Origin of the sequence: Corynebacterium sp. CMW7794 (genome assembly GCF_001563605.1) — a bacterium.
GTDB lineage: Bacteria > Actinomycetota > Actinomycetes > Mycobacteriales > Mycobacteriaceae > Corynebacterium > Corynebacterium phoceense.
Genome location: NZ_KQ961742.1, coordinates 1 through 21,398, shown reverse-complemented (window position 1 = coordinate 21,398; position 21,398 = coordinate 1). Strand labels below are relative to the sequence as shown.

Below are 21,398 nucleotides of genomic sequence, written 5' to 3'. Positions count from 1 at the left end.
CGTATGACGATGCTGAGATTGTCCTTAAGTTCTTCTATAGTAGGTGTATTCACTTGCAATTTTTGAGGGGTTCTTCCGTGCGTCTTCCTTACCGCATCAACCTGGCGCTGGTCAGTGTTGCTTTCGCTTCCACCGCCGTCCCGGCTATCGCGCAGGAGCTGCCGGCCGAAGAGTCGGTGCAGGCGCCGGAGAATACTGATATGCAAGCGCTCGTCGACGAGGTCGGTGAGGTCGCCCAGAAGGTCTCCGCGAAGAACGAGGAAGTCAAGCAGCTCGAGGATGACCTCGCCGCCCAGCAGGCGAAGGCCGATGACCTCGCTGCCCAAGCCCAGGCCGCCGCCCAGGCTGCCGATGCCGCCCGCGGCGCCGTCGGCTCCCAGCAGGCCGCCATCAACGGCTTGGCACAGTCCCGTTACCGCGGGGCGCACCGTTCCGCCGCGACGACCGCGCTTGAGTCTGCCAACCCGCAGGAGGCCGTCGAGCGCCTGGGCTACCTCAGCGCCCTGTCGCGTGACGCCCACCGCGAACTCAGCACGATGACGCAGGCCTCGCAGGACGCTGACACTGCCCATGCGAAGGCCGTCGAGACCGCGGATGCTGCCCGCGCGGAGCAGACCCGCCTCGAAGAGCAGCGTGCTCGTGTTGTCAAGGAGAAGGAGGCCCTCGAGGCGCAGCAGCGCGACATCGAGGCGCGTGTCGACGCACTCAACGAGGAGCAGCGCGCGCAGTGGGAGGCTCAGTTCGGTGGTGTGACCCGCGAGATCGATCCGGAGCTGCTCGCACGCCTCGCCGAGTCGGGCGTCGGTGGCAAGGCCGTCGCTGCAGCACTCACCAAGCAGGGAGCTCCCTATGGCTGGGGCGCGACCGGCCCGGATCGCTTCGACTGCTCCGGTCTGATGGTGTGGGCCTACGCGCAGGAGGGCAAGTCCATCCCGCGTACCTCGCAGGCACAGCTGGCTGGCGGCACGCCCGTGCCCATGGATCAGCTCGAGCCGGGCGACGTCATCGGCTACTACCCGGGTGTGACCCACGTGGGCATGTATATCGGCGACGGCCAGGTCGTCCATGCCTCGACGTATGGCGTGCCGGTCCAGGTTGTCCCGGTCGACTCCATGCCGGTACAGGGAGCCGTCCGCTTCTAGACGCGCGCACGCGGTAGGCTCACAGCCATGCCTCGCATTCTGCTTGTGACTAATGATTTCCCGCCGACCATCGGTGGGATTCAGTCGTATTTGCGCGATTTTCTTGCGACCCTGGACCCTGCCGACGTCCTCGTCTTCGCCTCAACCCAGGACGCCGAAGCCGCAGCCGCCTTTGATGCGCAGCTGCCTTACGAGGTCATCCGGTGGCCGCGGCGCATGATGTTGCCCACTCCGGCCACGCGCCGCGAGATGCAGCGCATCATCGCCGAGCGCGGCATCGAGATCGTTTGGTTCGGCGCCGCAGCACCGCTTGCGCTCATGGGTGGCGCCGCCAAGGCCGCCGGCGCCAGGAAAGTGGTGGCCACGACCCATGGCCACGAGGTGGGCTGGTCCATGCTGCCGGGCGCGCGCCAGGCGCTGCGGGGCATCGGCAAGCATGCGGACGTCATCACCTACATCGCGGCCTATACGCTGCGCCGCCTGCGCCCCGCCTTCGGCCCCGGCCCCGAGTGGGTACACTTGCCCAGCGGCGTCAACACGGACATGTTTGAGCCTTACAGCGAGTTGGCTATGCGCCACGGCGAGATTTTTTATGAGCTCGAAGATGCCGATCCTGTCATCGTCTGCGTCTCTCGTTTCGTTCCACGCAAGGGGCAAGACCAGCTGCTGCGGGTCATGCCGCGCATTCGGGAGCGCTATCCTAAGGCGCGCCTGCTGCTCATCGGCCGCGGGCGCTACCGGGCGGCGCTCGAGCAGCTCGCGGAGATGTACGCGCCGGAGACGATTTTCCACGAAGCCGCGGACGAGGAGGAGATTGCCATGGCGCTGGCCGCCGCGGATATCTTCGCCATGCCCGCCCGCACGCGCGGCGGCGGCCTCGACGTCGAGGGCCTGGGCATCGTCTACCTCGAGGCCCAGGCCGCAGGTTTGCCCGTCATTGCGGGCGACTCGGGCGGCGCGCCGGAGACGGTGACGCCAGAGACGGGCATCGTTGTGCGCGGCAACTCGCAGGACGAGCTCGCCCAGGCGATCCTTACGCTGCTTGATGACCCGAAGCGCGCGTGCGCGATGGGCCGAGCCAGCCGGCGCCATGTCGAGGAGAACTGGACGTGGGAGATTATGGGCGCTCGTCTGCGCGCGATTATGGCCTAGCGTGGCCCGCATGATGTGACGCGGACGGGGGAGGGGTATATCCTACTTGCATGCAAAAATTCTCCCCCTCTGACAATCTCACCGTGGGATTCGACATCGGCGGCACCAATCTTCGCGCCGGTGTCGTCACCGCCGAGGGGGAGATCATCGACTCGCGTTCGCTCCCTACGCCCGCGACGGGGGAGGAACTTGACGCTGCCATCCTCGCGCTCATCGCCGAGCTGCGCGCAGAGTATCCGGTGCAGGCTGTGGGCCTAGCGATTGCTGGATTCATCGATCCGGACCGCGAGTTGGTCCGCTTTGCTCCGCACCTGCCGTGGCGTGATGCCGCCGTGCGCGCCAGCCTGCAGGCCCACCTTGACATCCCCGTTGTCATCGAGCATGACGCGAACTCTGCGGCGTGGGGCGAGTGGCGCTTTGGCGCTGGCCGCGGCGCCCACGATTGGGTCTTCTTCGCCGTGGGCACGGGCATCGGCGCGACGCTCATGACGGGCGACGAGATCTTCCGCGGCGCGTTTGGCACCGCCCCTGAATTCGGCCACATCGTGGTCGTGCCGGGCGGACGCGAGTGCTCCTGCGGCAAGCGCGGCTGCCTCGAGCGCTACGCCTCGGGCACGGCGCTTCCGGACACGGTGCGCGAACTGCGTGGCTCCTACGAGACCACGCTCCCGGACAACCCCTCCGGCGTGGCCATCGCGCAGGCTGCGCGCGACGGCGACCCGCTGGGCGTTGCGGTCATGGAGGACTTCGCACGCTGGCTCGGCCAGGGCCTGTCCATCGTCGCGGACATCCTCGACCCGGAGCTCATCGTCCTCGGCGGCGGCGTAGCGGGCGACGCGGACGTCTACCTTGATACCGCGCGCGAGACGATGGCGCAGTCCATCGTCGGCGCGGGGCACCGCCCGCTGGCCCGTGTGGCGACGGCGGCTCTGGGCTCGGCCGCGGGTATGATCGGCGTGGCCGATATCGCGCGCCAGGCGCTTACTCGCGCCTAGAATTTTCCGACGAGGGCAGGATAGCAATGCACAACAAGTGGTACTGGGCGTTTAAGCACATCTTCTTCGGTCCCGCCCTGCGTGTGTGGAACCGCCCGTGGTCCGAGGGCATGGACAATATCCCGGCCGAAGGCCCCGCCATCGTGGCGTCCAACCACCAGGCCGTCATGGATTCGTTCTTCTTCCCGCTCATGTGCCCGCGCCAGATCATTTTCCTGGCGAAGTCCGAGTACTTCACAACCCCCGGCCCCGTGGGACGCGCGCAGGCGTGGTTCTTCAGCTCCGTGGGGCAGGTTCCCGTCGTGCGCACCTCGGAGTCCGCGGCGGACGATATGGCAGCCACGGCGAAGGAAATCCTCGACCGTGGCGATGTCTTCGGCATTTATCCCGAGGGCACGCGCTCGCCGGACGGTCGCATCTACAAGGGGCGCACCGGCATGGCGCGTGTCGCCATGGAGACCGGCTATCCCGTCGTCCCCATCGCGATGGTGGGCACACGCGACGCCAACCCCATCGGCACGTGGATTCCGCGCCCAGTGAAGGTGGGCATGCGCGTGGGCGAGCCCATCGATCCCCATGCGTGGGCGGCCGAGCGCGGTCTCGACCCCGCCGAGCATGCCACCCAGCGCGCCTTTACGGACGACTTCATGCACACCCTCGCGCGCCTCGCGGGCAAGCCCTACGTTGATGTCTACGCCTCGGACGTCAAGGCCTCGCTCGCCGCTGGTCACGGCTACCCGGACGGCGCGCAGCCCGGAAATTCCCAGTAGCGCCCGCTCAAGCATTAGAATCGCGGGATAGACTCTATTTCCCGTGTAAGGACGTGCTTACTATCTCTGCCCCGCATTCGGTACCCGCCGCCCCTCAGAAGCAACGTCTCGCCTGGCCGGATGTCGCTCGCGGCGTGTCGATCCTGGGCGTCGTCCTGCTGCACGTGCGTCTCGCCGTACCCGAGGGCGAGCACACGCTTGCCGCCCAGGCGAATGAGCTCATCGACTCGCTGCGATTGCCCCTGTTCTTCGTCATCTCCGGCTTCTTCTCGCAGAAGGTCCTGAACTTCCGCTTCGGCGAACTCTTCCGCAAGCGCCTGTGGTTTCTGCTCATTCCGTATCTCATATGGTCCCTCGTCGAGCTGCGCATGAGCACGTGGGACTTCCACTATGCCTTCGACACGCCACTCGATACCTGGCGCGAGAGCCTGCACACCGTCATGCTCGGCCACTCCATGGGCTGGTTCCTCCACTCGCTCGTGGTCTACAACATCTTCCTGTGGGCCGTGCGCAAGCTGCCGCCGTGGGCGGGCCTCGCCGCGAGCTTTAGCCCGCTGCTGCTCCTTGGCTACACGCAGGAGTACTTCGTGGTGGGCAAAGCCATCATGTTCCTGCCCGTCTTCATGGCCGGCGTGTACTTACGCCCCGCAATCACCACGTTTGCCGAGTCCATTGACTCGCTGCGCCACCCCACGCGCGCGACGTGGTGGGCCCTGGCGCTCACCGTTGCCACGTATGCGGCGAGTGTGACGCTGCGCGGCCGTTTCGACGAGCGCGTCGAACCCATCGACGTTGCCTGGCCACTGCCGGGCGCAGGGAACCTTGGCTTTGAAGAAGCGAAGCTCCTGGTGCGCTTCGCCGAGCAGTCCCTGCAGCTGCCCGCCGGCATCGCGGCCGCAGTCCTGCTGGCCCACGTGCCCTTCGTCTCCGGCTTCTTCCGGTTCATTGGCAGCCACACGCTGCCTATCTACTTAGGCCACCACCTCGGCATCATCGCGCTTTTTGGCTTCCCGAAGACCTACTTCGAGTGGGACATTACGAAGGCCGGCGAGTGGCCGCTCGAGTCCACCGACTTTTGGATTTGGGGCTGTTTTGCCGCCGCGGCCGTGGGCAGCCTAGCGCTGTGGCTCGTGGAGAAGATCCCGGTGCTGCGTTGGACCATGGTCCCGCCGCGCCTGCCGTCGCTCAAAGAACTGTGGAGCCAGCGCCGCGCACAGTGCGAGCACGCCACCCCACGCTAGATAGTCGTTGCCCGGCAGCATCTGCCACCAGGACCACCCGTATTCGAAGTCGTGCGCATGCGGCACGAGCCAGTGCCCGCGCGCGAAGAGCACGATCCACGTTGGCACCGCGAGCCACCAGTTCTGCCGCGCCGTAAAGAAGACCGCGAGGAGTACACACCACACGAAGTGGTGCGACCACGACACCGGCGAGCCCAGCAGGGCCGCGAGCGACGTGACGAGAACGAGCGCCGCTGGCTCGCGCAGCCGGATAAAGAGCGCGACTGCGAGCACAACGCCTAGAACCGCGACCCCCATGAGCCACCAGCCCTCGCCGAGGCCTAGCCGCTCCACGAATCCCCGCAGAGACTGATTGCCCGCATACGCCAAGGCACCAATCCTTTCCGAGTCGCGCAGCGTCGCGGTCCAATACTCCACCGAGTTCTCTGGACGCGGCAGCAGTCCCACCACCGAGCACGCCACGAAGCTTCCGATGCCCCCAGCCACGCCGCGCCAGTCGCGCCTGGCAAAGAAGTAGGCGAGGAAGACCGCCGGCGTGAGCTTGATGGCCATCGCCACGCCGGTGAGCCACCCGCGCCACCGTGCGACGCTGGGGGAGGGATGGACGGAGATAAAGAGGGCATCGGAAAGCACGAGCGCGGCGAGGAACACATTGATCTGCGCGAAGGAGAGGTTCTCGGTGAGTGGCTCGGTCCACGCGGCGGCCGCGGTGAGCAGGAGAGCGGTGCGTGGGTCGCGGACGAGGAGACGAATGCACCACCACAGCGCTGCGAGAGTCGCTGCATTCCACGCCAACGCGGCGAGCTGCCACGGCAGCGGCGCGAGGGGTGTGAAGACAAGCGCGGCGAATGGGGGATAGGTAAACGGCAGCTGCGTGCCGTCCACGGCGAAGACCTGGTCGTAGTAGGTCTCGCCGCTCAGGGCCGCGTGCCCGCCTGCCTGGTAGACGAGGAGATCGATGTGGTGGTGCCACGCGAGGCCCTCGCCGCGCAGCAGCGCCCCGGCGTCGACGGTGGCGAAGAGAAGAGCTGCAGCGAGCGCCAGCCAGGCGAGGACTATCATGAATGGGAATCTTAGCCCCAACGCGGGCGCGGCCGAATTCGCAGGCTAGAGTGGCTAGCGTGCGATACTTCTACGACACCGAGTTTATCGAGGACGGCCAGACCATCGAGTTGGTCTCCATCGGCATCGTGGCCGAGGACGGCCGCGAATACTACGCGGTGTCGACAGACTTTGATCCGGCGCGCGCTAACCCGTGGGTGCGCGAGCACGTGCTGGACAAGCTGCCCAGCCCCTCGGACAAGGTGTGGCGCTCGGCGGCACGCATCCGTGAGGAGGTTCTCGAGTTCCTCACCAGCGCGCCCACCCCGCCGCAGCTGTGGGCGTGGGTGGGCGACTACGACCACGTGCTCGTGGCCCAGCTCTGGGGCGATATGGCGGCGCTGCCGCGCGAGATTCCGCGCTATACCCGCGAGCTCAAGCAGTACTGGGAATTCGCCGGACGCCCCGCGCTGCCGCCGGTACCGGACGGCAACCACGACGCACTCGTGGACGCGCGCCACAACCTCGCGAAGTTCCACGCCTGCATGGAGGCGCTGCCGCTGTCGCCTGGCAACCGCGTGCTCTAGCGAATGTAACTGCCAGTTTATAGTTTCTATTTCCGCACCATGTGTCATAATGGCGGGGTGAGTTGGACAGTAGATATCCCTAAAGAAGCCCTGCCAGATCTCCCGCCGTTGCCTGATGGTATCGAGGAGGCCTTCCAGGACGTCATCTCCCGCGACGCGAAGCAACAGCCCAGCTGGGACCAGGCCCAGGCGGACAACGTCCGCAAGATCCTTGAGTCTGTGCCGCCCATCGTCGTGGCCCCTGAGATCGAAAACCTGAAGAAGCAATTGGCCGATGTCGCCTTGGGCAAGGCCTTCCTGCTCCAGGGCGGCGACTGCGCCGAGACTTTCGAGTCCAACACCGAGCCGCACATCCGCGGCAACATCAAGACCCTGCTGCAGATGGCCGTCGTGCTCACCTACGGCGCCTCGACCCCGGTGGTCAAGCTCGGCCGTATTGCTGGCCAGTACGCGAAGCCGCGTTCCTCGGACATCGACGGCGAGGGCCTGCTCAGCTACCGCGGCGACATCGTCAACGGCGTGGAGAACAACGAAGAGGCCCGCAAGCACGATCCGGCCCGCATGATTCGTGCCTACGCAAACTCCTCGGCCGCGATGAACCTCATCCGCGCGCTCACGTCCTCCGGCACGGCGGATCTCTACCGCCTGCACGAGTGGAACCGCGAGTTCGTCGCCAATTCCTCCGCCGGTGCGCGCTACCAGCAGCTGGCCAACGAGATTGAAAACGGCCTTAACTTCATGACGGCCTGCGGCGTGGACGACACGGTCCTGCGTGCAGCGGACATCTACTGCTCGCACGAGGCGCTCCTGCGCGACTACGAGCGCTCCATGCTGCGCCTGGGCAAGGACGCCAATGGCCAGACCAAGCTCTACGATCTCTCGGCTCACCAGGTTTGGATTGGCGAGCGCACCCGCGGTATCGACGACTTCCACGTTAACTTCGCCGCGCTTATCGGCAACCCAGTCGGCATCAAGCTCGGCCCGGGTGTTACCCCGGAGCAGGCCGTCGACTACGCGGAGAAGCTCGATCCGCTGCGCGAGCCCGGCCGCCTTACGATGATCGTGCGCATGGGCTACGACAAGATTCGTACCGTCCTGCCGCCCGTTGTCAAGGCCGTCGAAGAATCCGGCCACAAGGTCGTCTGGCAGTCCGACCCGATGCACGGCAACACCTTCACCGCCTCCAACGGCTACAAGACGCGCCACTTCGACAAGATCATCGACGAGGTCCAGGGCTTCTTCGAGGTCCACCGCCAGCTGGGCACCCACCCGGGCGGCATCCACCTCGAGTTTACCGGCGAGGACGTCACCGAGTGCCTCGGCGGAGCTGAGGACATCACCGAGGTCGATCTGCCGGGCCGCTACCAGTCCTTCGTGGACCCGCGCCTGAACACGCAGCAGTCCCTCGAGCTCGCCTTCCTCGTCGCGGAGATGCTCCGCCACCAGTAACGGCGCTGTGTGAGCCGGATTTCACGACAACGAAGCACCCAAAACCTGCCAGTTTTGGGTGCTTCGTTGTTCTGAAATCCGGTCCGGTTGCCGACCCCACCAGGCTGGGATAGCGTTGGCTTCATCATTCGGAGGGATCTCATGGGGGAGATATGTTGGAGCCACTATCGGGGTATGACACGAAAGAACTCGTGGGCATGGTCAACCGGGGAGAGGCCATTCGCGTCACGCGCGGGCTTTATCTTCGCGACGAGCCGAGGCCTTATGACCTTGCGGAACTCCTGTGCTTCCGTGACGAGAGGCTGGCGCTCGACGGCTACAGCACGGCACAGCTGTACCTGGGAAGCCCATTGACTTTTCCGCTGCGAGTCATGCGCGCATCCGCGGTAGGGGCGAGTCCCTACTACGAGGCGCGCCGCGCACGACCCAACGCGGCCTTTTCTCTGGGATACGTCCGTGCCTGCAACCCGCTCCAGGCGCTCGAAATCATGCCCGTGGAGCATGGCGTTGACTTTGTGGAGCGATTTTTCCGCGGACGTTCTGCGCGCGAGAACCTCGCGATGTGGGAGCGCTGCCTTGGCCGCATGCCAGCGCGCACACGGGATATCCTTGCCCACGCGTTCATCGGCACGGATAGCGTTCCAGAAAAGCGGCTCACGCAGGGACTACGCGATGCTGGACTGAAGGTCCTCAACAACGTGGATATCGGCCCCTATCGGTGGGATCTCGTGCTCGAGGCCGAGAGGATCGCCATCGAAGTCGACGGCTATCAGTATCACAAGGGCGAGGGCGTGCAGCGCTTCGAGATCGACCGACAGAAGCTCAACGACGCGGTCCACCGCGGTTGGCGCGCGCTGCACTTCACCGCGGCCACTATCGAACACCACTTAAACGTTGCGGTCAATCAAGTGAAGGCCATCGTCGAAGATAAACGCAACTATGTCCCCGGCCCGTGGAAGTGGCACCGCTATTTTCAGAATGATTAGCTGGATTTCAGAACAACGAAGCACCCAAAACCGCGCAGTTTTGGGTGTTTCGTTGTTCTGAAATCCGCTAAGCCAGAGGAGACGTTACATCGGCCACCAGAACACGGGGATGGTGCCGTAGTCGCCGGAGCCAAACCACCATCCGCCGACGCCCACGGCCAGCGCTGCGAGCGCGACCGCAGCGAGCCACAACCCGAACACGACTCCAGAGCGGTTCGAGTAGACCTGCGGCGCGGGTTCTTCCATGGCGGTGGCGACTTCTTCGGGCTCGTGGCGGGCAGTCGCCTCATAGGAGGGCGCGGGTGCGGGCGTGTTAAACGTGGGCTGGGGTAGCGGTGCTTCAACTGGAGCAGCGACCGGGTGCTGCGTGGGCATGTCGAGCTTGGTCTCGAAGCTCAAGCGCGGGTGCTCGTCCTCGGGCAGGGGCTCTGGGGCCATGACCGTCGTGGGATCCTCGGCTGGATTTCCTAGTACTTCGGTCGTGTCAGCAGGCAGGGTGCGGGTTGGCTCGAAGACATCGTCGCTGCGCACGCCCGTGAAGTCCGTGGGCTGCGCCGCCGTGCGCGCCGCCGCCGAGTTCTGGGGGACCGGAACTGTAAAGGCCGGCAACTCCAAGGACGCGGCGACATCGTCGAGTGCGGCGAGGAACTCTGCAGCGTCGGTGAACCGCTCCTCGGGCGCGCGGGCGGTGGCGCTGGCGACGAGGGCATCGAAGAGTGGGGGAATGCCGTCGATACGCGACGACGGCGCGGGGACGTCCGCGTTGAGACGCGAGGTCGCATGCGCGATAGGAGTGTCGCCGGAGAAAGGAACGTCGCCGGTAAGCAGCTCATATGCGACGATGCCGGTGGAGTAGACGTCCGTGGCTGGCGTGATATCTTCGCCCGTCACCTGCTCCGGCGCGAGGTAGGAGACGGTGCCCACGATGTGGTCGTTCGTCGCTTGCGCGTTGGAGGAACGTACTAAGCCGAAGTCGCCGAGTTTTACGCGGTGATCGGCATTAATGAGCACGTTATCAGGCTTGATGTCACGGTGGACGAGCCCGCGCGCATGGACGGCGGACAGCCCCGTGAGGACGGCGCGCAGCACGGCCGTGGCAGCGTGCGGGGGCATGGGGCCACGCTCGGCGAGGAGCTCGCGCAAGGTACCGCCGGTGATGAGCTCCATGATGAGGAAGACAGGATCGCCGTCCGCGGAGAAGTCGTGAATCGCCACGAGGTTGGGGTGAGACAGCTGCGCCATCGCGCGGGCCTCACGGCGGAAACGCTGCTGGAAAATCGGGTCACCAGCAAGGTGCTCGTGCATGACTTTGGCGGCCACCGCACGACCGAGGCGGAGGTCGACGCAGCGGTACACGGTGGACATGCCGCCGCGCGCGATGGGACGGTCAATGCGATAGCGTCCGTCCAGAATGTCGCCTACGACCAAAGTACTCATGCGTTCCAGTATGGCCGATGTCCCTGCGAACAGTCGAACGCGTTAAGGTAGAGCGCGTGACTAATGACGCAAATTCTCAGCTCGCCGCCCTGCTGGCGGACGAAAAACTGCTCACCATGCCCGAGGTCGCGGACAAGCTTGGCATCGCCGTCACGCGCGTCCATGACCTGCTGCACGCGCACAAGCTTCTGGCGTACCGCGACGCCGAAGGCAAGCGCTGGGTTCCGGAGGCTTTCTTCAATGAGAAGGACGCAGTATCCAAGTACGTTTCGGGCTGCATTACGGTGCTCGCGGACGGTGGCTACACGGATGACGAGATTCTCGTCCACCTCTTCACCGAGGACGAGTCCCTGCCGGGCCGTCCCATCGATGGCCTCCACGGCCACCTTGCGCGCGAAGTCATTCGCCGCGCGCAGGCCTCGGCGTTCTAGCTTGCCGATGCCGCCGGTTCCGGTGCCGCTGTCAGCGCTGCGCCGCGGGGCGTGTCCTGGAAGATCCACTCTGCGCACCACCAGGCCGCGATGGCGGCAGCGATGACCCACCACCAGTTGTAGAGCTGGTGGTTGCCGTCGCCGGAGAAGGACACGGCGACGAAGAAGCTGGCGGCCGTGGCGAGTTTCATCATCCAGCGCGGGGGACGCGCGACGCCGGCTACGGAGATGACGGACGCGTAATACCACGGCAGCGTCACCGAGTTGAAGACGAAGGCCACGCAGTAGGCGGCGGCCATGCCGAGCACGGCCGCGCGGCGGTCCTTGTAGGACAGACACCACACCACGACGAGCCCGAGAAGCATGAGCGCCATGGAGATGGTGCGCGCGACGCCGAGGACCCCGTTGTAGGTGACATCGGGGCTGAAGACCTGCATGATGGGCACGAGGATGTCTGTTGTCAGGGTGGGGGCGGCGAGCGGGTTGATGACCTTTGAGTTGCCGGTGATTTCGGACAGCCAGCCCCATGAGGAACCGGAGGCCCACGTGATGGCGGCGACGACGGCGATGGACTCGACGACGATGAGTACGCCGCCACCGAGGATTGCCGCGATGGGCTTTAACCAGTTGTCACGGGGTCGCGGGGCGAACGCGTGGATGAAGATCCACAGGATGAACGGCATGGCGAAGAACGCCGTGACCTTGAGAGCCGTGGCGACGGCGACGAGCGCGATGGCCGCGAGGAAGCGCTTGCGCAGCGCGAGGACGAGGCCGACGCTCACGAGGCCCACCATGACGGACTCGTTGTGCATGCCGCCGATGAGGTGGATGAGCATGACGGGATTGGCCACACCCAGCCACAGGGCGAGTGCTGGATTGCCGCCGAGTGCGCGGGCGATGTGAGGGACGGCCCAGGCAATGAGCGCGAAGCCGAGGACGGAGACGACCTTGTAGGCGATGACGCCAGCCGCCACGTTGTCGCCGACGACGGAGGTAATGATGTCGCCGGTCCACAGGTGCAGCGGGCCGTAGGGCGTGGTGGTGTTGCGCCAGTCGTGGGAGACCTCCAGCAAATACGGGCCGGGGTTGGCGGCGGCGCCCTGCTCGTACGGGTTGAAGCCGTCGCGGACCATGGCGCCCTGCATGAGATACGAGTACACGTCGCGTGAGGCGAGGGGCCCGGCGAAGAGAAGCGGGATGACCCAGCACCACAGCAGGCGCTGGACGCGGGGAACGACAGGCTCGGCAAGCTGGCGGTCCTGGGCGCGCAAGGTCGGTGCGACGAGGTGCCGCCCGGCAAGGGCCCAGGCGTAGACGAGCGCGAAGATGCCTACCCAGAACAGAAGCATCGAAAGGTTGCGCCCGTGGCCGAACGCGATAAACGACAGGCCGAGGGCCTCGAGCGCGCCGCCGCGACTGCGCACGGCACCGCCGCCGAAGGACGCGGCCCACAGGATGACGGTGGCGGCGATGCCAACCCACAAAGGATTACGCCACCACGGCTGAGATGCGCCGTCGGACGCAGGCATGGGTTCTGCGGCGGACGCGTGTGCGACGCTCATGCGAGGAGACCGCCCTTAGCTCTTACGAGCCGTGGACTTGTGCGCGAGGCGCTCGAGTATCTCGGTGACCTCGGGCGCGACATTCGCCGACTGCAGGTGCTGAAGGCCGGAAGCCGTGAGCCGCGTGATGCGTTCTTCCAGCTGCTCGCGTGCGCCGGAGTCTGCGATGATCTGGGCCATGCGGGCGATATCGTCAGGATCGTCGGTCTGGCCGACGAGGCGGCGGAGGGTGGCTGCGGCGGTGGGATCGGCGGCATCGGCATGCTGGAGCGCGAGCGCGAGGAGGACGGTGCGCTTGCCTTCGCGCAGGTCGTCGCCGGCGGGTTTGCCGGTGACCTTCGGATCACCAAAGACGCCGAGCTCGTCGTCGCGGAGCTGGTACGCGATGCCGATGTCGCGGCCGTAACCGCGGAAAGCGGCGATGAGCTTGTTTGTGGCGCCGGCGATGGCCGCGCCGAGGTGGAGCGGGCGCTCGATGGTATACGCCGCCGTCTTGAAGCGGTTGACGTTTTCGGCAAGCTCGATGGACTCGCTGTTCGTGGCCTCCAAGTTGATGTCGAGGAGCTGGCCACCGATGACCTCGGTGCGCATGCCGCGCCACGGGGCGCGGGCGCGCTGGAGGGCCGCGGCGGAAAGGCCAGAGTCCGTCAACATGTCTTCGGCCCATACGAGCGCCATGTCGCCGGCGAGGATGGCTGCGGACTCGCCGTAGCGCGCGGAGTCGCCGCGCCAGTTGTGGTCGCGGTGCAGCTTCTCCAGCGAGCGGTGGACGGTGGGATTGCCGCGCCGGGTATCGGAGGCGTCCACGATGTCGTCGTGGATGAGCGCGCACGCCTGAATGAACTCGAGGGAGCTCGCCGCGCGCAGCATGGCGGCAGGATCCTCCTCGGCCTTGTCGAGGCCGCCCGCGCCGACAAAGCCAGCCCAGGCGTAGAGCGGGCGAATGCGCTTGCCGCCGTCGAGCACGAAAGACTCGAGGAAGGAGACGGCGTCGACGACCGGCTGGCCGATGGCCGCGATGTCGCTACGGCGACTGGTTAAGAAGGCATCGAGCGCGCCGCGGACGTCATCCGGGACCGATTCGAAAGACGGCGTGGCCGTGCCGCGGCCTGCGCCGTGCGGGGAAGCTGGAGTGGCATGTGCTGCGTTATTCACAGTGAACACCCTACCGTGTGGCCAAGGCCGAATTGGCGATAGTGGCCTAGCGGGCGGGCGCGTCCGGTTCGGGGCCGTCTGTGTTGGTCCCGGGGTAGGTCTCGGGCGCTCCCTCGAGCGGGAGCCGGGCAGCGAGGATGGCAAAGGGACGGTCGTCGCCGGGGTAGTGGAAGTTGCGCATGACGTCGTAGAAACCGGCGGCACGGTAGAGCCCGAACGCGCGGTTGGCCTCATCCGGAACCTCGGGCGTGGACAGCAGCGCGTAGCGTGCGGAGACGTCGCGGACGAGTTCATTGAGCATCGTGCGGCCTAATCCTTGACCTTGAGCAGCGGGAAGCACATGGATCTCGGCGACCTCGAAGTAGTGGCGCACGAGGTCCCAATCGTCGTCCGTGAGATCACGCTGGCTTTGCAGCCCCATGCGCAACTGGCGGTCCCACCACGTGCTCGAGTTGCCGAGGAAGCCGTAGGCGAGGCCTACGATAGCGTCCTCGTCTTCTGCGATGACGGCGGTAAAGCCGGGCTGGATGCAGTCGCGCCGCCACGCATCGATGCGATAGGGCATGACGGAGTCGGGGTAGCCCATGGCCTCGACATGGATATTGACGAGTACGGGCACGTATAACGCGAATTCCGTGGCACGCAGACGGCGGATGGTAAAGGTCACGTCTCTATGGAATCAAACTTCCCGCGACGGAGTGAACAAGGGGTGCGGCGGTTCGTCCGCACGGTCGCTGCCGCGGCGGTGTCGCGAGTCCCCAGAATTTCGAACATCGGCGAGCCTAATTCGAAATTGGCCATTGGAAACCCTTGATCCATTCGAACATGTGCACTAAAATGTGGAGTAGATGTTCGGACGGTTCGTAGAGTGTGCGTCATACAAGCCCGGATGGTTCGAATGTGGAGAACCGAATAATCAGAAATATCCACGGCGCGTAAGAAAGAGAGGAAGTCGTATCATGGCACAGATCATCTCCGCCGCTACGAGGTTTGCGGATGCTGGAAAGGCTGGTAAGCGTGTGCGCTTCCTGGCCCAGGGCTATGACTTGCTTGACCGTGCCCGTGTCGAGGCTTCCGCCGGAAAGTACGAGGAGGCGCTCGAATTCGTCTATCAGGCGGCACTGCGTACCGCTGGCGCGTGGGTTGCAAGTTCGCGCGTGGCCAAGCGCAAGCGTCTGCCGTCGAGCGCGTGGGAGCGTCTGGCGCTCGTGGGCGAGGATGCTCAGGAGTGGGCGGACAAGCTGAAGGCCTACTCGCGCACACGCTCGCGCGTCATCTCGGGTCTCGATGACTCGGTGGAGCCGGAGGTCGTGCTGGAGCTTATGGCTCTGGTGGGCGAGTTCCTCGCCGTGGTGGATGGAAACGACGCGCTGCCGTTCGCAGCCTAAGGTTGTGTTGCCTGCTGCACGCTCTGTTGAGTTGCGTGGCGGGCGGTCGGGTGCACGTATTATTGCGGTGCCTGACGCTCCATCCTGTGGCGTGGGTGTGAGCTGCTAAACGGAAATGGGGTTTCGGGAACTAACCCGATACTCTGGACGTTGGACTAGGTAGAAACCCACTTTTGGCCCCTAATTTGATCCGCAGGAGGAAGCTGTGTCTCTGTCTGAACAGGAAATGCGCACACTTCGTGAAATCGAGCAGTCGTTGATGGCTGATGATCCAAAGTTTAGTGCTGCAGTCACGGAGGCCTCCGCTACCGAAGGGGCGACGGGCCACGTCACGTTGCGTGGCGTCGCGCTCGTCGTAGTGGGCCTTGTTCTTCTTGTTGGCGGTGTGGCGCTGGCGCAGATGTCGTTGTGGTTCGTCGCGCTGTCTATCGTTGGCTTCCTCGTCATGTTCGGTGCGGGTGTGTGGATGCTCCGCGGCGACGCGAACGTGAGCTCGGTGGCAAAGACCTCGGCGCGCGGCGCATGGCAGAAGGCGCCAAAGCGGAATCCTCAGTCTGGCGGCATGGAAGATAAGTTCCGCAGCCGCTTCGAGCGCTAGTTCCCGCTTCTGGACTTTTCGCCCGGCCCCATCACTTCTGGTGAGGGGCCGGGATTTTTTATGCCGTTTTGTGGTCGGGGCAGGGGGCGGAGGCCACGACGCCCCACTTTCACCCACTGCGCCCCCTGGTGACCACCATTCCCCACTTTGCCCCACCTAGGCCCGTGCACGGCGGAAACTCTATGTGGCGGTGCGCTGTAGAGACGTCGGCGCTGTAGTGAGAGAACAGGAAAGGCGCAGGTGGAGTGGGGGACGGGTGGTATCGGGAAGCTAGTGGGCAAGGTGGTGTGCATGGGGCGTGGGGGAGAGAAGTGGGGGCGATGTGGGTGGGGCACGGGAATTTGCCCCACCGAAAAATTTGCCGTCTGCCTGGGGTTTTTATAATTACAACGATGAGACACGGGGCTTGCGGTGTTGATGGTGGGGGAAAGTGGGGTAGAGTGGGGCGCAGCGGTGGAACGGAGGGTCGCACACACGGCCTGAAGGACCATCACGAGAGGAACCGGAGTTCTCGAGAATTAGGAAGGTGGGCCCGGGATGTTTCTGGGAACCTACACTCCGAAGCTCGATGACAAAGGGCGGCTCACGCTCCCGGCGAAGTTCCGCGAGGACTTGGCTGGCGGGCTCATGGTGACGAAGGGGCAGGATCACTCTTTGGCGGTCTATCCGCGGGAAGAGTTCGCACAGCGGGCTCGGAAGGCGGCAGCTGTTTCGCGCACCAACCCGGAGGCACGTGCCTTCATTCGTAATCTCGCTGCGAGTGCGGATGAACAGCGTCCCGATGGAAACGGTCGCATCACCCTTTCGGCGGCACATCGCGACTATGCAGGCCTGACCAAGGAATGCGTCGTGATTGGCTCCGTGGATTTCCTTGAGATCTGGGACGCAGCCAAGTGGGCTGAGTATCAGGCCGCAACTGAAGATGCCTACTCGGCAGGCGACGCGGACGATGTCCTTGCTGGCTTGTTGTAAGGCGGATTGCAGAACTTCACAGTGCGTGTAAGGACTCTGCCCGAGGTGGATGCTCTGGTGTACTTCCCCGATATCAGAAACCTGCCTCGGACAGGGCTCTATACGCACTTTCTTTATAACGTCTACAGCTTAAAAATTTCACACAATCTTTTAAGCGGGCTGACGGTCCACACGTCACACGAGACGACGCGGTAGGAAAGGGGGCACGGCCCGAAATGACCGAGAACTACGACATCCTGGCTAATCACGGCCATGTCCCAGTCATGCGCGAACGCATGGCGCAGCTCATCGCGCCGGCTGTCGAAGCCGCGGGGGAGACCGCCGTACTTGTCGACGGCACCCTGGGTGCTGGCGGACACACGGAGTATTTCCTGAAGACGTTCCCGCAGCTGCGCGTTGTGGGCGTCGACCGCGACTCGGCTTCTTTGGCGGCGGCACGGGAGCGGCTGGCCGGTTTCGGCGAGCGTTTCGTGGGCGTGAATGCCCGCTTCGATGACTTGGGCGCGGCCATTGCGGCAGGCGAGGGGCCTGTCTTTGAGACGGCGCGTGAGCACGGTTTGGCGGCCGGCTTTTTTGATCTGGGCGTCTCGTCTATGCAGCTCGACCAGGTGGAGCGCGGCTTTGCGTACCGTACGGACGCACCGCTGGACATGCGCATGGATCCGTCCCAGCCCGTGACGGCCGCGGACGTGCTCAACACGTACTCGCATGGCGAGTTGGCGCGTATTCTCAAGACCTACGGCGACGAGCGCTTCGCTGGCAAGATTGCCTCGGCGGTCCTGCGCGAGCGCGAGAAGGAACCATTCACCACGTCCGCGCGCCTGGTGGAGCTGCTCTACGCCACCATCCCGGCGGCGACGCGTCGCACCGGTGGGCACCCGGCGAAGCGCACGTTCCAGGCGCTGCGCGTGGAGGTCAACCGAGAGCTGGAGGCCATCGAGCAGGTTATCCCCGTCGTGACGGATGCCCTGCGCGTGGGCGGGCGTGCGGTCTTCATGAGCTACCAATCCCTCGAGGACCGGATTGTGAAGGCAGCGTTCAAGGAGCTGTCCACGTCCACCACGCCGCCGGGGCTGCCCATGGATCTGCCGGGCACCGCGGCCCACTTCACCGTCATCACACGTGGGTCGGAGAAGGCGAGCGAAGCGGAGATTGCTGAGAACTCCCGTGCAGCTTCCGTCCGCGTGCGGGCGCTGGAACGCCTCGACGGCGAACTTTCCTTCCACGGGCCGGAACCCGTCCGCGAGGGAGGGCGGCGATGAGCCGGACAGACCGACTGCACACCACCGAGACCAACCACATGACCACGAGCACGAGAAAGGCACCGCAGACCATGGGCGCGAGCAGGGACTACACTGCAGCCAACGACCAGCGCTGGGGTCAGACCGCGACCCTGGTTGAAGATCGTGGCGTCTCCACGCGCAGCGAATCCCCGCGGCGCCGTGGTGGCCGCGCGCGTTCTTTGCGCTTCGAGCGCGGAATGACCACTGCGCCGCAACGCACCGAGCGTTTGTCCGCGGAAGATGGCGGTGCGAAGACTGCTCTGCTTCCTTCGCGAACGTCGCCGGCGCCGCGCGTGCGCAAGGGCCGTCCGCAGCGCGTGGGCTCCCAGCAGGTGCTCACGCACCGCGGCCGCCGCATTGGCACCGTCCAGCGCGTCAGCCCCTTTGCGAAGACCTCGTTCTACGCGCTCGCGCTGCTGCTCGGCGGCGTGTTTATCGCCATGGGGCTCTCCGGCCTGTCCACAGCGCAGACCTTCAAGATTCAGCAGCTTTCCGTCCAAGAGAACACGCTGGACAATCAACTTGAGACCCTCAATCGTGACCTCGAGGACGTGCGTTCCTCGGCGGACGTGGCGCGCCGCGCCGCGGAAGATTCCATGGGTGTTCCGGCCCAGGCGGGAATCGTTGAGGTCCAAGAAAACGGCGACATTGCCGAGCGCCGCCCGGCAGAACCGGAAACGGACTCTATTATCGATGTCAACGGTGCGCCGGTTCGACCGGGCCAGGCATCGAGCGACCCGAACGAGACCGAGGATGTCAACGGCAACCTCAACGCGGTCCCGCAAGGAACGCAGTCCGTGCAGGCTCCGCAAGGCCAGCAGGCTTACCAGGCGCCCTACGCGGCGCGTCGGACCAACTAATCCGGTTGGCTTAAGGCACGCTAATGCGCGGGTGCATGCCCGCGCGTTTTCTGTATTTACCAAGCAGAACAACGCGGCACAGACGTTAATGGCAGTTCAGTGATAGACAGGTGGCGAAAGAAACTGGTGACTCCGTCGAATTCGTCGAATTCCCGCGGCGGCGCGGGCCGCGGGTCCCGCCGTACACGCGGTGGACGCCCGTCTGCGCAGCACACCTCGCGCGGTGGTGCGGCACAGCATAGGCCACAACAGGTGCCACAGGGACGTCGCGAGTTTCAACAGGCCCAGTCCCGCCGCGATGCGGCGCGGAAGAAGGCGAATGTCCACAAGGACCAAGCCACCCTCATGCGCCACCGTGTGCGCCAGGTCATGGCCGTGCTCATTCTCGCCGCGGTGGTTATTGGTGGACGCTTGGGCTGGGTGCAGCTCAAGTGGGGCCCAGCGCTTGCTGCCCAGGCAGTCGCGCAGCGCGAGCGCGTGTACACCGATCCCGCCCGGCGTGGCACCATCACGGATCACGAGGGGCAGATCCTCGCGTACACCATGCAAGCCCGGTCGTTGACCGTCTCGCCCACGCGCTTGCGTGACGAGCTTGCCCAGCAAGAAGAAAACACCATGTACCAGGACGGCTCTGCTGACGGCCTGGACGAGAAAGCGCTGAAGGACAAAGTTGATGACCGCGTCGCCGCGCGCCTGCAGGACATGGCCTCCGGCATTCCGCAGAAGATTAAGGACGCCGGCCGCGAGATTGAGGGCGTCGATGCCAAGGATATTCTGAAGAAGCTTAAGGCGGATACGGAGTATGAGATCCTCGTGCGCAACGTGGACCCAGACGTCGCCGTCGAGATTGCCAACACGTACCACGGCGTCGCCGCGGACCAACAGGCCGTCCGTCAGTACCCGAACGGCTCCATCGCGGAAAACGTGGTGGGCAAGGTGTCCATGGACGGCACCGGCCAGTTTGGCCTGGAGGCTTCGAGCGATGGCAAGCTGGCCGGCCGTGATGGCCGCTCGACGGAGGACGTCTCCGCGGACGGCCAGGCCATCCCGGGCACGTTGCGTGACCAGACGGAGGCGCAGGACGGCATGAGCATCGAGCTCACCCTCGACCTGGACCTTCAGACCTTCGTCCAGCAAAAGCTGGAGAAGGCCGTGGGCAACTCCAAGGCGAAGGGCGGTCAAGCCGTCGTCCTGGATTCGGCGACGGGCGAGGTCCTCGCCATGGCGAATACCGGCACCATCGACCCGAATAAGGACATCGATAAGCAGCTCGAAGAGGGCAAGGACTTTGAAAACAAGTCCATCTCTTACCCCTTCGAGCCGGGGTCGGTAGCCAAGATCATTACCGCCGCGGCCGCCATCCAGGAAAGCCTCACGACCCCGGAGGAAGTCCACCAGGTCCCGGGCAGCATCGACATGGCTGGCGTCACGGTTGCCGACGCGTGGCAGCACGGCGTCGAGCCGTACACCACGACGGGCATCTTCGGTAAGTCCTCCAACGTGGGCACGCTCATGCTCGCGGAGAAGCTCGGCCAGAAAAAATTCGCCGAGTACCTCGAGGCCTTCGGTCTGGGACAGGTCACCGGCGTCGAGCTGCCTAATGAGTCTGCGGGCATCGTCCCAGACCAATCCCAGTGGTCTGGCGGCACCTTCGCTAACCTGCCGATCGGCCAGGGCATGTCGTGGACGGCGCTCCAGCTCGCGAGCGTCTACCAGACCCTCGCGAACGGCGGCGAGCGCATCGAGCCACGCATCGTGGCGAAGATGACCACCGCCGAGGGCGATGAGATCAAGCAAGACGAGCCGAAGCATACGCAGGTCGTGAGCCCGGAGACCGCCAAGACCGTCGTGGACATGTTCCGCGCCGTGTTCCAGTCGGACCCGCAGGGCTACCAAAACGGCACAGCCCAGGGCAATGACATTGAGGGCTACCAGCTCTCCGGCAAGACGGGCACGGCCCAGCAGGTCGACGAGGAGACCGGTGCGTACTCCAATTCGAATTACTGGATTACGTTTGCTGGCATCGCGCCTGCGGATGAGCCGCGCTTCGTCGTGTCCATCATGCTCGACCGCCCGCAGTCGGGCGTCAACGACAACGGCTCGGGCGGACAGTCCGCCGCGCCGGTGTTCAAGGACATCGCCGAGTGGCTCATCGCGCGCGACAATATCCCGCCGTCACCGGAGGCCAAGCCGCTTGTGCTCCGCCAGCAGTAAAGGCAGTACTACAGGCAGCAGGCACGGCAGCGTTTGACGCTGGACGCGACACGCGGCAGGGCCCCGGATGGGGCAGAAAGAGAAGGTACCGTAGGAGTTATGAGGCTCTTCCGGTTTTAGAGTGCATTGATTTTG

The 21,398-nt window shown here is 65.0% G+C and carries 19 protein-coding genes and 1 pseudogene; 15 read left to right on the top strand and 5 right to left on the bottom strand.

The window, feature by feature from the left end; all coding sequences use genetic code 11:
* Positions 1-77 precede the first annotated feature (77 nt).
* From HMPREF3227_RS07825 to HMPREF3227_RS13760, 5 genes and pseudogenes are all read left to right on the top strand, one after another.
* Positions 78-1,142, top strand: a complete 1,065-nt coding sequence (locus HMPREF3227_RS07825; protein WP_066492003.1) for a C40 family peptidase — start codon at positions 78-80, stop codon at positions 1,140-1,142.
* A gap of 27 nt (positions 1,143-1,169) precedes the next feature.
* Positions 1,170-2,294 carry a glycosyltransferase family 4 protein gene (locus tag HMPREF3227_RS07820; RefSeq protein WP_066511890.1) on the top strand — a complete coding sequence of 375 codons (1,125 nt, stop codon included), beginning with the start codon at positions 1,170-1,172 and terminating at the stop codon, positions 2,292-2,294.
* A 50-nt stretch (positions 2,295-2,344) separates the two neighbouring features.
* On the top strand, positions 2,345-3,289 hold the full coding sequence (locus tag HMPREF3227_RS07815; RefSeq protein WP_066492007.1) for an ROK family protein: 945 nt from the start codon (positions 2,345-2,347) through the stop codon (positions 3,287-3,289).
* 26 nt (positions 3,290-3,315) lie between these two features.
* A complete protein-coding gene (locus tag HMPREF3227_RS07810) occupies positions 3,316-4,059 on the top strand; it encodes a lysophospholipid acyltransferase family protein (protein WP_066492009.1) in 744 nt (247 codons plus the stop codon).
* Between the two features lie 53 nt (positions 4,060-4,112).
* Positions 4,113-5,156 (top strand): annotated as a pseudogene (locus HMPREF3227_RS13760) (acyltransferase family protein); the annotation flags it as partial.
* A gap of 18 nt (positions 5,157-5,174) precedes the next feature.
* On the opposite strand, the gene HMPREF3227_RS12900 reads toward HMPREF3227_RS13760, so the two are convergent.
* Positions 5,175-6,362 carry a glycosyltransferase 87 family protein gene (locus HMPREF3227_RS12900; RefSeq protein ID WP_077210082.1) on the bottom strand — a complete coding sequence of 396 codons (1,188 nt, stop codon included), beginning with the start codon at positions 6,360-6,362 and terminating at the stop codon, positions 5,175-5,177.
* Between the two features lie 59 nt (positions 6,363-6,421).
* On the opposite strand from HMPREF3227_RS12900, the gene HMPREF3227_RS07795 reads away from it, so the two are divergent.
* From HMPREF3227_RS07795 to HMPREF3227_RS07785, 3 genes are all read left to right on the top strand, one after another.
* A complete protein-coding gene (locus HMPREF3227_RS07795; protein WP_066492014.1) occupies positions 6,422-6,928 on the top strand; it encodes a polyadenylate-specific 3'-exoribonuclease AS in 507 nt (168 codons plus the stop codon).
* Positions 6,929-6,985: 57 nt separating this feature from the next.
* Positions 6,986-8,377, top strand: a complete 1,392-nt coding sequence (locus tag HMPREF3227_RS07790; RefSeq protein WP_066492015.1) for a class II 3-deoxy-7-phosphoheptulonate synthase — start codon at positions 6,986-6,988, stop codon at positions 8,375-8,377.
* Between the two features lie 152 nt (positions 8,378-8,529).
* Entirely contained in the window at positions 8,530-9,363 is an 834-nt protein-coding gene (locus HMPREF3227_RS07785; protein ID WP_231732336.1) for an endonuclease domain-containing protein, read from the top strand.
* A gap of 84 nt (positions 9,364-9,447) precedes the next feature.
* Here HMPREF3227_RS07785 and HMPREF3227_RS07780 read toward each other — a convergent pair whose 3' ends face one another.
* Positions 9,448-10,800 (bottom strand): protein kinase domain-containing protein, encoded by a 1,353-nt coding sequence (locus tag HMPREF3227_RS07780; protein ID WP_066511877.1) that lies wholly within the window; start codon positions 10,798-10,800, stop codon positions 9,448-9,450.
* 17 nt (positions 10,801-10,817) lie between these two features.
* Between HMPREF3227_RS07780 and HMPREF3227_RS07775 the strand changes: the two genes are divergently transcribed.
* On the top strand, positions 10,818-11,231 hold the full coding sequence (locus HMPREF3227_RS07775) for an Rv2175c family DNA-binding protein (protein ID WP_066492020.1): 414 nt from the start codon (positions 10,818-10,820) through the stop codon (positions 11,229-11,231).
* On the opposite strand, the gene HMPREF3227_RS07770 is transcribed toward HMPREF3227_RS07775, so the two are convergent.
* Genes HMPREF3227_RS07770 through HMPREF3227_RS07760 form a run of 3 tightly spaced genes read right to left on the bottom strand, consistent with a single transcriptional unit; the run spans position 11,228 to position 14,615 of the window.
* Complete coding sequence (locus HMPREF3227_RS07770; protein ID WP_066511935.1) at positions 11,228-12,760, bottom strand: alpha-(1->6)-mannopyranosyltransferase A; 1,533 nt, start codon at positions 12,758-12,760, stop codon at positions 11,228-11,230. The two genes, HMPREF3227_RS07775 and HMPREF3227_RS07770, sit on opposite strands and share 4 nt — an antisense overlap.
* A 48-nt stretch (positions 12,761-12,808) precedes the next feature.
* Positions 12,809-13,948 carry a polyprenyl synthetase family protein gene (locus tag HMPREF3227_RS07765; RefSeq protein ID WP_066492025.1) on the bottom strand — a complete coding sequence of 380 codons (1,140 nt, stop codon included), beginning with the start codon at positions 13,946-13,948 and terminating at the stop codon, positions 12,809-12,811.
* A gap of 46 nt (positions 13,949-13,994) precedes the next feature.
* Entirely contained in the window at positions 13,995-14,615 is a 621-nt protein-coding gene (locus tag HMPREF3227_RS07760; RefSeq protein WP_068801921.1) for a GNAT family N-acetyltransferase, read from the bottom strand.
* A 292-nt stretch (positions 14,616-14,907) separates the two neighbouring features.
* Between HMPREF3227_RS07760 and HMPREF3227_RS07755 the strand changes: the two genes are divergently transcribed.
* The 6 genes from HMPREF3227_RS07755 (at position 14,908) to HMPREF3227_RS07730 (ending at position 21,263) form a co-directional block, all read left to right on the top strand.
* The gene (locus HMPREF3227_RS07755; protein ID WP_066492028.1) at positions 14,908-15,336 is read left to right on the top strand and encodes an SAV_6107 family HEPN domain-containing protein; all 429 of its coding nucleotides are present in this window, start codon (positions 14,908-14,910) and stop codon (positions 15,334-15,336) included.
* A 205-nt stretch (positions 15,337-15,541) separates the two neighbouring features.
* Complete coding sequence (locus HMPREF3227_RS07750; RefSeq protein ID WP_066492030.1) at positions 15,542-15,934, top strand: DUF3040 domain-containing protein; 393 nt, start codon at positions 15,542-15,544, stop codon at positions 15,932-15,934.
* A 537-nt stretch (positions 15,935-16,471) separates the two neighbouring features.
* Entirely contained in the window at positions 16,472-16,906 is a 435-nt protein-coding gene (gene mraZ, locus HMPREF3227_RS07745; protein ID WP_066492033.1) for a division/cell wall cluster transcriptional repressor MraZ, read from the top strand.
* 215 nt (positions 16,907-17,121) lie between these two features.
* A complete protein-coding gene (rsmH, locus tag HMPREF3227_RS07740; protein ID WP_066492044.1) occupies positions 17,122-18,168 on the top strand; it encodes a 16S rRNA (cytosine(1402)-N(4))-methyltransferase RsmH in 1,047 nt (348 codons plus the stop codon).
* On the top strand, positions 18,165-19,049 hold the full coding sequence (locus tag HMPREF3227_RS13755; RefSeq protein ID WP_230384055.1) for a cell division protein FtsL: 885 nt from the start codon (positions 18,165-18,167) through the stop codon (positions 19,047-19,049). The genes rsmH and HMPREF3227_RS13755 overlap by 4 nt, the downstream gene beginning before the upstream one ends.
* A gap of 345 nt (positions 19,050-19,394) precedes the next feature.
* On the top strand, positions 19,395-21,263 hold the full coding sequence (locus HMPREF3227_RS07730) for a peptidoglycan D,D-transpeptidase FtsI family protein (RefSeq protein WP_066511931.1): 1,869 nt from the start codon (positions 19,395-19,397) through the stop codon (positions 21,261-21,263).
* Positions 21,264-21,398: the final 135 nt, after the last annotated feature.